This window comes from Paenibacillus sp. B46(2026) (assembly GCF_056786355.1).
On sequence record NZ_CM165907.1, the window covers coordinates 1,488,179 to 1,503,704 of the forward strand.

The window sequence follows — 15,526 nt, forward strand, 5'->3', positions numbered from 1 at the left end:
TGCGCAATGAATAAAGGGGCGAGGGGGCTCATACTATTTCAGGAAGTTTGGATATGGTTGAAATGCACTGCCACATATTATCCGGTCTGGATGATGGTCCTGTTCGAATGGAGCAGTCCGTTGCAATGGCTGAGAAGGCGGTAGCCTCAGGAATTACCTCCATTATTGCTACTCCGCATCACCTGAACGGGCAATACAACAATGAACCGATGGTGGTCAATCAGGCCGTGAACCTGCTTCATGCAGAACTTCGCAAACGTAACATTCGCCTGGAGATCCGTCCTGGACAGGAGATCAGGGTGCATGACAACCTGATTGGAGACTTATATGCAGGAAAGTGCTGCACACTCGCCGGAAGTCGTTACATGTTGCTGGAACTGCCCTTTGGTCATATTCCCTCCCAGTTCCCCAGGATACTGCATGAATTACGAATAGCGGGAATTACCCCTATTATTGCTCATCCGGAACGCAATCGTGTCATTTTGAAGAAGCCAAAGCTGTTGGCGGATTACTTGAGTCAAGGCGGACTATGTCAGCTCACGGCTCAATCTTTCACTGGGCTTTTCGGACGGAAAGTTCGGCAGTGGTGTTTTCATTTTTGTAAAGAAAACGGGTTTCATTTCATTTCATCAGATGCACATGATACGTGCAAAAGGACATTTGCCATAAGTGAAGGAGAGCGGGCCATTGAGCGTCGTTTTGGAGCTGAAGCCGTTAAGAGGCTGGCAGAGAATGCGTCGCACATTCTATCGAATTCGTGCCTGGTCACAGAACGCTGGAAACCTCGCAAATGGCTACTGTCCATCTGGTAGTTACATAGGATAGATCACACAACGTATAGGAGGAATGAAAGTGGAACTGAAAGGATATTTTCGACTCTTACAAAAGAAACTGTGGTTGATTGTTGCAATTGCTTTGATAGCGGGTGTGGGTGCAGGGGTTAAAAGTATTTTCTTCACACAGCCCATCTATGAGGCAAGTTCCAAACTGATCGTGAATCAGACCTCTACCGTTCAAGGTCAGGCGATGATGGATTTCAGCATGATTCAAACCAATATCAAACTCATTAACTCATACAGAGAAATTATTAAATCATCCGCCATTATGGATAAAGTTGCTACCACGTATCCGGACTTGGGCTTAACCTCTGCCCAGCTCATGAATAGCACCTCCGTCTCTACAGCCAGTGAATCCCAAGTGATGAATATAACTGTACAAGGGACTACCTACGAAAAAGCCGCAAAAACGGTTAATGCCATCTCCAACGTGTTCCAATCTCAAATCCCCCTGATCATGAAAATCGATAATGTGGCTATCCTCAGTGAAGCAAAAGTGGATAGTAACGCATCTCCAATCAATATGAAAACCACATTAAGCATCATTGTCAGCCTGTTCGCAGGTCTTGTGCTCGCGATTGCACTCGTATTCCTGCTGGATTATCTGGACGATACATTCAAATCCGAAACCGAACTGGAAAAAGAGCTGGGCCTGCCTGTGCTTACGGTTATATCCAAAATGAAAAAAGATGATCTGAAAAACACGAAGAATCACGTATCTCAACAGAAAGTGGGGGATGGCAAATATGTCGCGGCTAACCAATGAAAATAACAGTCTGGTGACCTATTTTAACTCCAAATCTCAAATCTCGGAGGGATACCGTAAACTACGGACCAACATCCAGTTCTCTTCGATCGACAATCATATCAAAAAAATTATGGTAGCTTCGGCCGAATCTGGCGAAGGCAAGACCACAACCATTAGCAACCTGGCGGTAACCTATGCCCAGGAAGGCAAGAAAGTTCTGTTGATCGATGCGGATCTGCGTAACCCTTCCTTGCATCAGGTGTTTTCCGTACCCAATCATATCGGTCTTAGTAGTGTGCTGTCTAATCAGTACAGTGTGGAAGAAGTGCTCAGAGAGAGCTATATCGATAATCTCCAGTTGTTCACTTCTGGCCCAATTCCGCCGAATCCTTCCGAGATGATCGGTTCCAACCGGATGAAAAAGCTGATTGAAGAGTTAGAGGATCAATATGATGTCATCATGTTTGATACACCGCCGGTGCTGGCGGTAACGGATGCCCTCATTGTAAGTTCGCTGTGTGATGGTGTGCTGCTTGTGGTGAACTCAGGCAAGGTCAAGAAGGAATTGGTGAAGAAGACCAAGGCTGCTCTGGAGCATGTGAATGCACGAATCCTGGGCGCAATCCTGAACAATATCAAAAACGCTGTAGTTCCGGTGGGCTACGGAGAGAAGTAAAGTTCTATCCGATGTTTCCAAGTAAACAGGTAATGTCTACTGCACCTTTATCACTGTAGGCACTCGGTCATGCTGTGGGTTCAGTGAACCTTAGACGTTAATCGTCGAAGGTATGACGTGAGGAGGGGTTAGATGCCCTGGTTCAACGTTTATCAAACTAAAAAAAAAAGAGGATAGGGTGGTATTTATGAAAAAAGTGAGAAAAGCAATCATTCCTGCAGCTGGACTGGGTACACGTTTTTTGCCAGCCACGAAAGCGATGCCCAAAGAAATGCTCCCTATTGTGGACAAACCAACTATACAGTATATCGTTGAGGAAGCCATTGCCTCTGGAATTGAAGACATTATCATCGTAACCGGTAAAGGGAAACGGGCGATTGAAGATCATTTCGACAACGCTTTTGAACTGGAACATAACTTGCTGGAAAAAGGGAAGCTGGGCCTGCTTGAAGAGGTTCGCAAATCCTCTAACGTGGATATCCACTACATAAGACAAAAAGAGGCCAAAGGACTTGGTCATGCTGTCTGGTGTGCGCGTAACTTTATCGGTGACGAACCTTTTGCCGTGTTGCTCGGAGATGACATCGTCGTATCGGAAGTGCCATGCACCAAACAATTGATCGATCAATATGATCAGGTTCAACATTCCATTGTTGGCGTACAAACCGTACTTGCTGAACAAACAGACAGATACGGCATTGTGGACCCGCTGCAATCGGATGGTCGTTTGACAGAGGTTCTCAGATTCGTAGAGAAACCTGCCCAAGGCACAGCGCCTTCCAACCTGGCGATTATGGGGAGATACGTACTGAGTCCAGAGATTTTCGAACATCTGGAGCAACAGGAGATTGGTCAAGGGGGAGAGATTCAATTAACAGATGCGATTCAGCGTTTAAATGAGACACAAGGAGTATATGCTTACGATTTCGAGGGAGTACGTTATGACGTGGGCGAGAAACTGGGATTCATTTTGACGACCATCGACTTTGCTCTGCAAAAACAGGAGCTTAGAATTCCAATGCTGCAGGCTCTGCAACAAATCCTGGAAAAAGAGTCGGTAGAACATGCAGCCGGGGGGGAGTTTGAATGAGTCCATCTCCCCAAACGAAGGAAGCGGAGATTGTTATGGACCCAAGTCTGGGGTACAATGCATCAACGATGTCAGGACAAAATGCGGATAAAGTGTATCTATTTATGAAAAGAATGCTCGATTTGCTGGGTTCTTTCATAGGTTTGATCATTTTGTGCCCCTTGTTTGCGGTCATCGGATTACTGATCAAAATCGAGGCCCCGCAGGGGTCTGTTTTTTTTCGTCAGGTACGGGTCGGACAGAATGGAAAAGAGTTTCATATGTACAAATTCAGGTCGATGGTTGCGAATGCAGAAGATCTGCTAGAACAGCTGATTGACCAGAATGAAGTGAACGGGAATATGTTCAAAATGAAAAATGATCCCCGCATTACCCGGATTGGCAAGTTCATTCGGAAAACCAGTCTGGATGAGCTGCCTCAGTTGTGGAATGTATTCAGAGGAGAGATGAGTCTCGTTGGACCCAGACCGGCTCTGCCCAGAGAAGTGAAGAACTACACTTCTTATGATAGACAGCGCCTGCAGATGATTCCGGGATGTACGGGATTATGGCAAGTCAGCGGTCGAAATAGTGTTGGCTTTGATGAAATGGTAGAGCTGGATCTGACGTATGCCCGTGAGCGCAGCATGATGGTGGATATCAAAATTATCTTCAGAACGTTCAGGGTCTTGGTAGGTTCGAAGGATGCGTTTTGAAACACGATTCTGGCTTTGAGGTGGCATAGCAGATATGCAAAAAACAGACTATTTTGCTTCTTCCAGAGGGAATACGTTATATATCATTCTTTCCTCACTGATCATTATTGGCATGGCAGTATACTTACCGATCATTTCGGTCATGGCATTGGCACTACTGATTATGTTCGGGATATACATGAAACATCCAAGTTGGGTTTATATGATCGTGATCGGTACATTCTCGCTATCGATGGACAAAATCTTTAGAATGCAAATGATGGGTTTTGACGCTTCTTCCTTTTACAAGCTACTGATCCTGTTTTTTATACTTCCGATTTTTTTGAGGTATGGTTTGAAAAAACAATTTATTTATCCGGCTTTGGCTGTAGGGTATCTCTTTATTCAAAGTTATTTTTTATCTGTCATGCCAGGCAAGATGAGTCCACTCGATCCCTTTAAAGCCTTTTTGGGATTGGTTGTTCCCTTCCTGTTACTGATGGTGAACTTTCCAAAGGAAGTTAGCCAAAGGATCATCAGAGTCCTCGCCTGGCTTCCGGTGTTTAGTTTGATAGGTGGTCTCATTCTGCAGCAATTCGGCATGTTATCCATCTCCAATCTGGAGGGTTCAGGTGTCAGTCGTTTACAGGGAGCTAATATTGCAGCACATTTGGGAATGCTTTGTTTTATTTCGATCTGTGTGTGTCTGATGGAGATTCGATACAAAAATCAGGTAATCTTGAATTATGCCCTTACGCTAACCCATTTTATTATTTTGATTCAAACGGGAACCCGCGGGCCTTTGCTTGCACTGATTCCCATCGTGTGTATGTATTTATATGACCATGTAAGAAAATTTGTGAAGGGTAGAACGAGTGCTCTTCTTCCTGTTGTTTTATTTCTGGCAGCCGTCTCCGTGATGGTTGTTTTACAGTGGGATAATTATGAGTTGAGGCAGGAGAGCAAGGGATTATCAGGTAGAGACTCCGCTTGGGCCTTCTTTATCAAAAAAGCGAATGAGTACCCCATTTTTGGTCAGGGACTGGGCTCCGCATTGGTTGCCAATGATGGCAGTATCTTCTCAGGCTTTACCGTTCCCCATAATGAATACATTCGCTTTTATTATGATGGGGGATTAGTAGGGGCTTTACTGATTTTTGGGGCCTTATTATTTGTCTATAAAAAGGTGTATACCAAGTTGAATCGACTCGTGAAGCCTTATTTTGTTGGGATGATTGTTGGCTTCTCTATCTATTCTTTTGTCGATAATACATTATCCACCATTCATTTAATTGCTCCTTTTTGTGTGTATCTTAATGCGTTATATCAGATCAGTGATGAGAAACGTGTTGTCCCTGATAACCCCCAGGAGTTTGTCCCTCGAAAGGAGATCATGCAATGAAAGTCTGTCTAGTTAGTTCCACAGGTGGCCATCTGAATCAATTGTTAAACCTGATCCCTGCGGTGGAAGATCATGATTATTTCCTTGTAACGGAAAAAAGTGAAGCAAGCAGCAAATTGAGTCTTTCCAATCGAACCTATTTCCTCTCTCAGCAGGAGCGTAAGAATATTCTGTTTCTGTTTATTGTGCTGCGGAATATCATGGCTTCGTTGTTCATCCTGTTGAAAGAACGCCCGAAAGTTCTGATTACCACTGGAGCGGGAGCGGTGTATCCCTTGTGCTTACTTGGGAAATTGATGGGAGCCAAGCTTGTTTTTGTGGAAAGTTACGCCAAAATATATTCGCCAACCCTGACGGGGAGAATGATCTACAAGTTTGCTGATGAATTTTATATCCAATGGGAGACGCTTCAAGAGGCTTATCCGAAGGCGAAGTATAGGGGGGCTTTATTTTGATCTTTGTCGTGCTTGGAACACAGCGGTTCCAGTTTAACCGACTTTTGAAAGCTGTTGATCATCTCATCCAGGAAGGGCGGATGCCTTCGGACGTCCTTGTGCAATCCGGTTACAGTGAATATAAGCCTATGCATTATCAACAAAAGCCTTTTTTCAATCAGGAAGAGATGAATGATCATATTGCGAAAAGTGAATTTGTCCTGTCCCACGCGGGAGTAGGGGTTATTACCAGTGCACTGCAGATGAACAAAAAGGTAATCGTAATGCCAAGGCGGAAGGATCATGGGGAGCATGTGGATAATCATCAACTGGAGATCGCGAAGGTGTTTCAAGATAAAGGTTATATTTCGGTGGCCCAGAATGAAGATGAACTCCACGCATTAATCGCCACCATTGATAAACTCGACTTTCAACCCTATGTGAAAAGTAACTCGCAGTTGCTCTCCTCTATTAAGGGTTATATTAATTCTCTTTGATGGGATGGGTTCGTTACGATTCAAAAGGAGTGGAATGATGAAACCTAAGGTGCTGGTCATAGGTTCTTCTACGAAGGACATGGGTGGAATTGTAAGTGTCATTGTAAATATTGAAAATTCATTGATCGCCGAGCAGTACCATTTACAGCGGATTGAAACCTATATTACGGGTAGCGTGCTTGCACGACTATTCATCTTCATCAAAGGTTTTTTTCAATTTCTCGTGAAGCTTGTTACATTCAGACCGGACATGATTCATATTCATATGTCTTACAACGGGAGCTTCTATCGTAAAGCGTTGTTCATTCTCGTTGGCCGTAAAATATTCAGGGTGCCAGTCATTGTGCATATTCATGCTTCCAGCTTCGATGTGTTCTATAATCGGCATCCATTGCAGCAGAAGTTATGCAAGTATGTCTTGAATCAAGTGGATAAATTAATTGTACTGTCGTATACATGGAAGAGCTTTTTTTCCCGGATCGTGCCTGAATCCAAAATCGAAGTGCTCTATAATGGCGTATTCATTAAAGAACCTCCGATCAGAGAAGAACGTCAGGTTCCCCGTTGTTTGTTCATGGGCCGTCTTGGCAAGAGAAAAGGTGTGTATGATCTCCTGTTAGCTATTCAACAATTGAAGCAAAGAGGGGTCAAAGCGGTCTTCACGTTGGCTGGTGATGGGGAAGTTAATGAAGTTCGCGCGCTGGTGGAGCGTTACGGTATCACAGAATACGTGGAAGTGCCAGGGTGGATTAGAGGCGAGGAGAAGGAACGTCTGCTCCACGATGCAGATCTGCTGGTTCTACCTTCTTATCACGAAGGGCTTCCAATGGCGATTCTGGAGGGTATGAATGAAGGCTTGCCAATTGTTTCGACTCGGGTGGGTGGTATACCTGAAGTAATTACAGATGAGCTGAATGGTTTTCTCGTTGAACCTGGGGATGTAACCGCTCTGGCCCATGTGCTGGAGAGACTTATTCTGGATAAGGAACTGCGAATGCAAATGGGATTGAACAATAAGGAACTGGTCACATCCAAGTTCAACATGAACAGTCTCATTGAAAATTTATCGTCCATCTATGACAAGGTGCACATGAAAGTGTCCTAGTTTCAAGGGAAAGGTGGTTCTATGGAAGCATTGGTGAGTTGTATTATAACAACGCATAATCGCGTTGAATTGTTGAAAAAGGCCATGGCAAGTGTGTTGGCACAGACCTACCCTTTTCTGGAAATTATTATTGTGGATGATGGATCACAGGATCACACCGAAGAGGTATGCAGAGCATGGACCAAGGAAGATCACAGAATACAATATATCCAGGTCCCTTATGCCCAAGGTGCCAATCATGCCCGAAATTTGGGGATACAACGTGCCAACGGAAAATATATTGCGTTCCTGGACGATGATGATCAGTGGTTGCCTGATAAAATTCAATCCCAGACTCAAGCCTTGGAGCAAAATAAGGAACTTTTTTGCTTTTGCAGTAAAGTCCTTGTCTATGTAGATCAGGATCACAAGGTGACGCGCAGGAAGGTGTCGGTGGAATCTCGGGAACTTGTATTCTATCAGGATTTGCTGACCTACAACTGGATCGGTGAAACCTCCAAAATTATGGTGCAGACTCAGTTGGCGCGCTCCGTCATGTTTGATGAACAATTAACCTCTGCACAAGACTATGATTTCTATCTTCGTATTCTGCAAAGAGGACATCATGCAATCAATATCAAGGAACCCCTTGTGTATATCTATATCCATCAGGGCCCGCGAATCTCTACCTCATCCAAGAAAAAGTTTCAGGGACAACGAAAAGTACTGATTAAATATTACAAGGATATGAGTGAGGAACAAAAGAGACGTCAGCTTCATCATTATCGCATGATGGAATGGTCCAAGAATCCGAAGCGAAATGCTCTTTTTCTCAAAAATACATTAACTCTTTATCCATGGTGGAAGAATTTCACGTTGTTTAAGCGCAATATCAGAACCATTTTGGTCGGTTATCGTTTGAGAAAACAGCTCCGAAGCGAAATGTTAAGCAAAGAAGAGTATAAAGGAACAGCCTAAAGCAGAGGTGTAGTCATGCGTGAACCTGTAGTATACATGTTGCCCAAAATGATCAAGACGAACAAATTCAATGAATTATTATCGCAGTCCATCGAAGATCAGGGATGGGATGTGAAGCATTTTTCCAAAAAAGACTTAAAAAATATCCGTAAAAATGATGTACTTCATTTTCACTGGCCGAGTTTTTATTACAAGGGAAACAACGCGTTCTCGACATTCATCAAGTCCATATTATTCATTCTCATGATTATGTATGTGCGACTAAAGGGTGCGAAGTTGTTCTGGACGGTTCATAACATATGGCCGCATAACAGCGGCAGAACATGGCATGATTATTGGATGAGAAGGTTTCTGGTTCGGAATTGCACCAAACTGATTGTGATGGGCAAACCGCTCATTCGCAGCGTAAGTGAGACGTTTCACGTGTCTGAGAACAAGATTGAAGTTATCCCTCACGGGCATTATCAGGGGGTATATGGACGAACAGGGCAGAACATCAGAGACCTCTTTAACATCCCGGCAAATGACTATGTCTTTGCTTTTTTTGGTCAGGTTTCACCGTATAAAGGGGTGGATGATCTAATCAAGGCGTTCAACCATCTGGATTGGAAGGATGCTCATCTGCTCATCGCTGGCAAGAAGGCAGCTGACTATGATCTGGAGGATTCGATACGCCATTCGGATCGGATTCACACGTATTTCAATTTTATTCAGGATGGAGAGTACTCGGATTATTTTGAAGCCATTGATTCGATGATTTTACCCTATAAAAATATTGCGACATCAGGCAGTGCAATTCTGGCACTGTCTTTTGGCAAACCTGTCGTTGCCCCAAGAATAGGGCTCATGGAAGAGTATTTGCCCGAGAGTTGTGCCGTATTATATGACCCTTCCGATCAGGAGGGGCTGGAAGAAGCGATGAAGAAGATCCGAGCAAAGGATGATGAGTTCAGGGAAGGCCATGGATTCCAATCTATGCTTGAGAAGTTGGAATGGTCAGGGATCGCAAAGCGAACGATTTCGCTCTATACGATCTAAATCAATGAGGATGCGGGGACGATCGAATGAAAGCCACTGTAGCCATTTGCACGTATAACAGAGCCTATGATCTGAGTGAATCTGTTCTTAGTGCCACTCGGCAACATGTTGAATATGACGTTGAAATTATTGTGATTGATAACAATTCAACCGACCACACAGCGCAGCTTGTTCAGGAGATTCAGGACAGCGAAGGTGTAAATAACGTCAGGTATGTCCTGGAGAAAAAGCCGGGCTTATCGGCCGCAAGGAATCGAGCCATTCGTGAAGCGCGCGGGGAGTACATTCTGTTCCTGGATGATGATGCAATCGCATCTCCACTATGGATTCAACATATCGTTGACGTATTCGAAAGTGATTCTTCTATCGGATGTGTGGGGGGCAAGATTGAACCTCTCTGGGAGAGCCAGAAGCCAGACTGGATCCCTAGCGAGAACTTGTCGCTTTATACCATTTTGGATTATGCAGACCATGTGATTGAGATGCCTAATCCATCAATACCGTTCGGTGCGAATGTGGCGTTTCGTACACAGCTCTTTCAGGATATTGCACCTTTTCGTGAGGACTTGGGCAGAGTGGGGAAGAACTTGTTATCCAATGAAGAGAGTGAGCTGATCTCGCGGATCAGGGTCCAACATAAAGTGTTTTATACGCCTTTTGGCTCCGTTCAGCACAAGGTATCCAAAGAACGAACGACCAAGAACTGGTTTTTGCGGCGTGTCTTCTGGCAAGGCGTCAGTGATGCTATACGTAAAAAAGACAAGGGCGCGATTCGAACGATCAAACATGTTATCCGTTTGGGGCAAGGAGTTATTCGGGCATTATTATGCATCTATAGTCCGAAGCGTTTTACTCGGCAACTCGCTCAAATCTGCTACCGAAACGGTCTGATCATCGGGATACTCAGATATAACAGTAAGGAATGAGGAATAATTCATGTCACAACTCGCGCTCCCAAAACTCTTAAAAGGCAATAGTCTGTTACAGACCATTGTGCATACCAGTGGAACAAACGTCATTATTATGGTCTTTACCACGATTACGTCGATTATTACTTCTCGGATGTTTGGTGTTGAAGGTAAGGGAGCTTTTTCGGCGATCTTGTTCTGGCCAACATTTCTCATAGGTCTGGTAAGTTGGGGACTTCCAACCTCAATTATCTATAACCTGAAACGGGAAGCTGCGGAGAAAAGCGCTGAATATTTGCGACTTAGCTTCATGGTCCAAATTCCGATCAGCGTTATCCTTGGAGCGATTGCCTGGATCTACATGCCTTCCTGGATGGCGGATTATCCGCCAGAGGTCATTACGATTGCCCGCTGGTTTACCGTCACCAGTATTCCGGTGCTGATCCTGATTAATCTGTTATCTGCCCTGTCGCAGAGTCGTGACAGATTCCAGGTCTACAACGGGATACGGTTATATAATCCGGTGCTGAAAGTGATTGTCATGATCTCCCTATGGTTGCTTGGTGCGATGAGCATTGGAATGGCTTCTTTTGTATCCATAGCGAGTTCAGTGATTGTTGTCGCATGGGCAGCATATACGCTAAGAGAAAGCCTGAAGTTTAAGTGGTTTACCAAGGCGATTGATCGAAAGGCAGCCAAAAATCTGTTTGGTTACGGCAGTCGGGTATTTGGTGTGGAACTCCTCGGTACCCTCTACACCCAGTTCGACAAGATTATTATATTGGCTCTGCTCACCCCTAGAGATTTCGGACTCTATTCCGTCGTTTTTGCGTTATCTCGCATCTATAACGCGGTGCAAAATGCCATAAGCAGTGTTGTATTTCCAAAGGTCACCGGATTACCACAGGATCAGGTCATTGGTACCGTTGGGCGAGCATTCCGACTCTCTTTAATTATCATGACGATCATCGTTGTACCCACCATGTTTGTGGGGAATTGGCTGATGGGTGTTTTGTTTGGAAAAGAGTTTTTGGAGGCGAGTCAGGCATTTTATATTTTGGCTTTTGAATGTATTATTGGCGGCGGTTCCTGGATTCTCGCTTCTGCATTCAATGCTTTGGGAAGACCGGGGCTGGTTATGATCAGACAACTCATTGCATTGTCTGTCACGATTGGTCTGTTTTTTGTGCTAACTCCCCTATGGGGCTTAAACGGTATCGCCATTGCCTTACTTATCGGATCGATCGTGCGTATGTTAGTCACCGTTGCAGCGATGAAAATCGCATTTAAAGTCAAGTTCAGTGGCATGTTTTTTGACAAAAAGGATATATCTTTCCTGGCTGAACGGTTGAATAAAAAAAGAAGAGTTACCCAAGGAGGAGATGGAGATGCTGGGCACTAACAATATTCATCCCATGGAAGAGTTGAAGGGACACTTACTTCAGATTCTGAAGGTGATCCCGCCGCGTACCGATATCTATTATCTGGATTACCCGGTTCACAGCAATGGCGGAGATTTGTTGATTATGAAAGGTACGGAAGCTTTCTTCCGAGACAATCATATTAATGTACTTGCCAGATATAGCATTCTGGATTGCCCTTTGTCACTCAAGGTACCGGAAGGTATTACGATCGTGTTGCACGGCGGAGGTAACTTTGGGGATCTGTACCCGGCCCATCAGAAATTGAGAGAACGAATGATTGCTCAGCATCCGAATCATCGGATCGTCATTCTGCCTCAGACGATGTTTTACAAAAGCGATATTGAATTGAAAAAAACAGCCCAGGTATTTAACCGTCATAAGGATGTGCACTTTTTTGTCCGGGATACCTTATCTTATGAGATTGCGAGTAAAGAATTTCAACAAACGAACGTATATCTTTCTCCAGATATGGCGCATCAGTTATGGCCTCTCAAGTCGAAAAGCCAACCTGTTGCCGAGATGCTCTATTTCTTTCGGAAGGATATTGAGAAAACCCAGAATCAGGTACATTACGAGTCCATCCGTGGGCCCAAGGCCACGTTCAAAGATTGGGAGACATTGTACAACCGGGTAGACCGGAAAATAATTCGCATGATTTCATCCCGGTTGAAATCAGGTAAAGGCAACGCTCTCGCCCGCTGGTTGTGGTACAAATACTCTGATCGGATGGTACATACAGCCGTAAAGGAATTCAATAAATACAAAACCGTCACGACATCTCGTCTGCATGGACATATTCTGGCTTGTCTTCTGGATCAACCGAACATCCTTCTGGACAATTCGTATGGTAAGAACTCGAATTATTATACAGCCTGGACGCGGAACAATCCGGTAGGCAGATTGGAAGCCGGTCAGACCAGCACATATAACCAACCAGCCAAGGTAGGTAAAGGATCTGGGGCGGTTGTGCTCTCGGATGGAGCAGCGCTATGAGAAGTATCTTGTTATCCGGTGGATCGGGTAAGCGTCTCTGGCCATTATCCAACGATTCAAGGTCCAAGCAATTTCTTAAAGTGCTCCATGGGCCTAAGGGCAACACGGAATCGATGGTGCAACGGGTATGGCGGCAACTGAACGATGCCGGACTTGCATCACAGGCACTGATTGCCACCAGTCTGCCTCAGGTGGAGATTCTGACTTCACAGCTTGGGGACGATGTGAAGCTGGTCGTGGAGCCAGAGCGCAGAGATACGTTTCCTGCCATTGCGCTCGCCGCTTCCTACCTGTATTCGGTGGAGAGTGTCAGCCTGAGTGAAACGGTTGCTGTACTTCCGGTAGATCCATTTGTCGAAAAGGAATTCTTCGAGGTTCTGGCGACCTTGCCTGAGATGCTCGATAAGTCAGGTGCCGATCTGGCCCTAATGGGAGTGGTACCGACCTATCCGTCAGAGAAGTACGGATATATCATTCCACAATCCATATCTTCGGGTGACAGTAACAACGAATACGTTAATGTAGCGAAGTTCCAGGAGAAACCCTGCGAATCCGATGCGGCCCTCATGATTGAGCAGGCTGCATTATGGAATTGCGGGGTTTTTGCTTTTAAGCTGGGATATTTAATTAATCTGCTCATTAAGATGGAACTGCCGATACAGTATGACGAGATACTGAAGCAGTACGGAAGACTGCACAAAATCAGTTTTGATTACCAGGTTGTCGAGAAGGCGAGTCAGGTTATTGCCATTCCTTATAACGGATTTTGGAAAGATCTGGGCACATGGAACACACTCACGGAAGAGATGGGAACTTCGGTGGTAGGTAAAGGCTGGATTACGGATGATTCTCATGATACTCATCTGATCAATGAATTGAACATCCCGGTTGCCGTTTTGGGGTTATCGGGTGTGGTTGTGGCCGTAAGTCCGGATGGCATTCTGGTCAGTGACAAAGAGGCTAGCCCACGCATCAAGGAAATCTTGAAAAACGAGGATCAACGCCCCATGTATGAGGAGCGCCGATGGGGGTGCTACCGGGTGCTGGATTATACGAGAAATGAAGCTGGCGGCGAGGTTCTCACCAAACGAATCTGCATTAGTGCCGGAAAGAACCTGAGCTATCAATACCATCTACTCCGCAATGAAGTATGGACGGTTGTATCAGGAACAGGGGAATTGATACTGGATGGTCAGCAGCGAACGATCAGCCAGGGAGATACGGTTATTATTGATCGGAGCACGCTTCATTCGGTCAGAGCAATTACTGAACTGGAGATCATTGAAGTGCAAATCGGCAGTCAATTAATTGAGGAAGACATCGTTAGAATATCCATGGAGTGGCAGGATATCGTTCAGACTTATATGAAGCACGTTTAAGCAAGAATTTTATGACATGGGGGAGATTATGGATGAATATTACGGTGATTGGCACAGGCTATGTAGGTTTGGTATCGGGCGTATGTTTTTCGGAACTGGGAAATAACGTGATCTGTGTCGACAATAATGTTGAAAAAGTAACTTTGCTGACAGGTGGTCATGTTCCAATCTATGAACCGGGACTCCAGGAAGTCATGACTTCCAATATGGAAGCGGGCCGGCTGACCTTCACTACCAACATTCAGGATGCCATCCATCGTTCAGATATCATTATTATTGCGGTAGGAACACCATCACTGCCGAATGGCGAAGCGAATCTGAGTTATATTGAGCTTGTTGCGCGAGAAATTGGTTCTTATATGGATAATTATAAAATAATAATGACTAAAAGCACTGTTCCTGTCGGAACCAACGATCGCATTCAGGAATGGATCAGCAGTTTGACGAATCATCCGTTTGACATGGCATCGGTACCTGAGTTCCTTCGGGAGGGCACGGCTGTGAAGGATACATTGTACCCTGACCGGATAGTCATCGGGACACATAGTGAGCGGGCAGTCGCCACACTGAAGGAGCTGCATCAGCCATTAACCGATCAGATTATTGTTACGGATATTCGCTCGGCAGAAATGATTAAATATGCATCTAACGCTTTCCTGGCCACCAAGATCTCATTTATCAACGAAATCTCTAACATCTGTGAAAAAGTAGGCGCAGATGTCAGTCGAGTGGCTGAAGGCATGGGGTATGACAGACGAATAGGTGCATCTTTTCTCAAGGCAGGCATTGGTTACGGAGGTTCCTGTTTCCCTAAGGATACACAAGCACTAATTCAAATTGCAGGTAATGTAGATTATGACTTCAAACTGCTGAAATCCGTGGTGGAAGTGAACAAGGATCAACGTTTCAACGTGATTCGTAAACTGGAAGAGGCACTAGACGTACTGGATGGCAAACAAATTGCGGTCTGGGGTCTTGCTTTCAAACCGGACACGGATGATGTACGAGATGCACCGGCGGTTGAAATAATTCAGCGTCTGCTTGATCAGGGAGCAACAGTTAAAGCTTACGATCCCATTGCTACTGAAAACTTCCGGAAGGAGGTCGATTCACCGGCAATTACATGGACCTCCAGTGCAATGGAGGCTGCCAAGGGTGCTGATGCACTCTGTGTTCTAACGGAATGGAAGGAGTTTATGGAGGTCAATCTGACCGAACTGGCAGTGCATATGAAGCAACCGATTCTAATCGATGGAAGAAATATTTATGAAGAAGACCAGATCAAGGATACAGCGTTTCAATATTACTCTGTAGGTCGTCCGGGATTAACGAATATTGATGGAAGAAAAACCGCAGTTCTGTAAC

Annotated in this window: 16 protein-coding genes; all 16 read left to right on the forward strand. The window is 44.9% G+C overall.

Translation table 11 applies throughout. The features are described from left to right. Positions 1–53 precede the first annotated feature (53 nt). Positions 54–812: a CpsB/CapC family capsule biosynthesis tyrosine phosphatase gene (locus AC1S8V_RS06610; protein ID WP_026081230.1), complete on the forward strand. Its 759-nt coding sequence runs from the start codon at positions 54–56 to the stop codon at positions 810–812. 34 nt (positions 813–846) lie between these two features. Further along, on the forward strand, positions 847–1,602 hold the full coding sequence (locus AC1S8V_RS06615) for a YveK family protein (RefSeq protein ID WP_482072953.1): 756 nt from the start codon (positions 847–849) through the stop codon (positions 1,600–1,602). Beyond that, a complete protein-coding gene (locus AC1S8V_RS06620; RefSeq protein WP_482072954.1) occupies positions 1,583–2,260 on the forward strand; it encodes a CpsD/CapB family tyrosine-protein kinase in 678 nt (225 codons plus the stop codon). Before AC1S8V_RS06615 ends, AC1S8V_RS06620 begins: the two co-directional genes overlap by 20 nt. Before the next feature lie 187 nt (positions 2,261–2,447). Continuing rightward, positions 2,448–3,350, forward strand: coding sequence for a UTP--glucose-1-phosphate uridylyltransferase GalU (galU, locus tag AC1S8V_RS06625; RefSeq protein WP_091035105.1), 903 nt, complete (start codon positions 2,448–2,450; stop codon positions 3,348–3,350). After that, positions 3,347–4,045: a sugar transferase gene (locus AC1S8V_RS06630; protein WP_482072955.1), complete on the forward strand. Its 699-nt coding sequence runs from the start codon at positions 3,347–3,349 to the stop codon at positions 4,043–4,045. Before galU ends, AC1S8V_RS06630 begins: the two co-directional genes overlap by 4 nt. Positions 4,046–4,079: 34 nt before the next feature. Further along, the gene (locus tag AC1S8V_RS06635; RefSeq protein WP_482072956.1) at positions 4,080–5,426 is read left to right on the forward strand and encodes an O-antigen ligase family protein; all 1,347 of its coding nucleotides are present in this window, start codon (positions 4,080–4,082) and stop codon (positions 5,424–5,426) included. Further along, entirely contained in the window at positions 5,423–5,881 is a 459-nt protein-coding gene (gene pssD / locus AC1S8V_RS06640) for a PssD/Cps14F family polysaccharide biosynthesis glycosyltransferase (protein ID WP_482072957.1), read from the forward strand. The genes AC1S8V_RS06635 and pssD overlap by 4 nt, the downstream gene beginning before the upstream one ends. Then, the gene (pssE, locus tag AC1S8V_RS06645; RefSeq protein WP_482072958.1) at positions 5,878–6,357 is read left to right on the forward strand and encodes a PssE/Cps14G family polysaccharide biosynthesis glycosyltransferase; all 480 of its coding nucleotides are present in this window, start codon (positions 5,878–5,880) and stop codon (positions 6,355–6,357) included. Before pssD ends, pssE begins: the two co-directional genes overlap by 4 nt. A gap of 34 nt (positions 6,358–6,391) precedes the next feature. Further along, entirely contained in the window at positions 6,392–7,462 is a 1,071-nt protein-coding gene (locus AC1S8V_RS06650; RefSeq protein WP_482072959.1) for a glycosyltransferase family 4 protein, read from the forward strand. Between the two features lie 21 nt (positions 7,463–7,483). Beyond that, positions 7,484–8,419, forward strand: coding sequence for a glycosyltransferase family 2 protein (locus AC1S8V_RS06655; protein WP_482072960.1), 936 nt, complete (start codon positions 7,484–7,486; stop codon positions 8,417–8,419). Positions 8,420–8,434: 15 nt separating this feature from the next. Then, positions 8,435–9,457, forward strand: a complete 1,023-nt coding sequence (locus AC1S8V_RS06660; RefSeq protein WP_482072961.1) for a glycosyltransferase — start codon at positions 8,435–8,437, stop codon at positions 9,455–9,457. Positions 9,458–9,483: 26 nt separating this feature from the next. Further along, complete coding sequence (locus tag AC1S8V_RS06665) at positions 9,484–10,383, forward strand: glycosyltransferase (protein ID WP_482072962.1); 900 nt, start codon at positions 9,484–9,486, stop codon at positions 10,381–10,383. A 10-nt stretch (positions 10,384–10,393) separates the two neighbouring features. Next, positions 10,394–11,767 (forward strand): lipopolysaccharide biosynthesis protein, encoded by a 1,374-nt coding sequence (locus AC1S8V_RS06670; protein WP_482072963.1) that lies wholly within the window; start codon positions 10,394–10,396, stop codon positions 11,765–11,767. After that, positions 11,754–12,782, forward strand: a complete 1,029-nt coding sequence (locus AC1S8V_RS06675; protein ID WP_482072964.1) for a polysaccharide pyruvyl transferase family protein — start codon at positions 11,754–11,756, stop codon at positions 12,780–12,782. Before AC1S8V_RS06670 ends, AC1S8V_RS06675 begins: the two co-directional genes overlap by 14 nt. Continuing rightward, entirely contained in the window at positions 12,779–14,161 is a 1,383-nt protein-coding gene (locus AC1S8V_RS06680) for a sugar phosphate nucleotidyltransferase (RefSeq protein WP_482072965.1), read from the forward strand. Before AC1S8V_RS06675 ends, AC1S8V_RS06680 begins: the two co-directional genes overlap by 4 nt. A 32-nt stretch (positions 14,162–14,193) precedes the next feature. Next, entirely contained in the window at positions 14,194–15,525 is a 1,332-nt protein-coding gene (locus tag AC1S8V_RS06685; RefSeq protein WP_482072966.1) for a UDP-glucose dehydrogenase family protein, read from the forward strand. Position 15,526: the final 1 nt, after the last annotated feature.

Coding starts and splice junctions, on each gene's coding strand:
- AC1S8V_RS06610 (WP_026081230.1), top strand. CDS start 54: ATGGTTGAAATGCACTGCCACATATTATCCGGTCTGGATGATGGTCCT.
- AC1S8V_RS06615 (WP_482072953.1), top strand. CDS start 847: ATGAAAGTGGAACTGAAAGGATATTTTCGACTCTTACAAAAGAAACTG.
- AC1S8V_RS06620 (WP_482072954.1), top strand. CDS start 1,583: ATGTCGCGGCTAACCAATGAAAATAACAGTCTGGTGACCTATTTTAAC.
- galU (WP_091035105.1), top strand. CDS start 2,448: ATGAAAAAAGTGAGAAAAGCAATCATTCCTGCAGCTGGACTGGGTACA.
- AC1S8V_RS06630 (WP_482072955.1), top strand. CDS start 3,347: ATGAGTCCATCTCCCCAAACGAAGGAAGCGGAGATTGTTATGGACCCA.
- AC1S8V_RS06635 (WP_482072956.1), top strand. CDS start 4,080: ATGCAAAAAACAGACTATTTTGCTTCTTCCAGAGGGAATACGTTATAT.
- pssD (WP_482072957.1), top strand. CDS start 5,423: ATGAAAGTCTGTCTAGTTAGTTCCACAGGTGGCCATCTGAATCAATTG.
- AC1S8V_RS06650 (WP_482072959.1), top strand. CDS start 6,392: ATGATGAAACCTAAGGTGCTGGTCATAGGTTCTTCTACGAAGGACATG.
- AC1S8V_RS06655 (WP_482072960.1), top strand. CDS start 7,484: ATGGAAGCATTGGTGAGTTGTATTATAACAACGCATAATCGCGTTGAA.
- AC1S8V_RS06660 (WP_482072961.1), top strand. CDS start 8,435: ATGCGTGAACCTGTAGTATACATGTTGCCCAAAATGATCAAGACGAAC.
- AC1S8V_RS06665 (WP_482072962.1), top strand. CDS start 9,484: ATGAAAGCCACTGTAGCCATTTGCACGTATAACAGAGCCTATGATCTG.
- AC1S8V_RS06670 (WP_482072963.1), top strand. CDS start 10,394: ATGTCACAACTCGCGCTCCCAAAACTCTTAAAAGGCAATAGTCTGTTA.
- AC1S8V_RS06675 (WP_482072964.1), top strand. CDS start 11,754: ATGCTGGGCACTAACAATATTCATCCCATGGAAGAGTTGAAGGGACAC.
- AC1S8V_RS06680 (WP_482072965.1), top strand. CDS start 12,779: ATGAGAAGTATCTTGTTATCCGGTGGATCGGGTAAGCGTCTCTGGCCA.
- AC1S8V_RS06685 (WP_482072966.1), top strand. CDS start 14,194: ATGAATATTACGGTGATTGGCACAGGCTATGTAGGTTTGGTATCGGGC.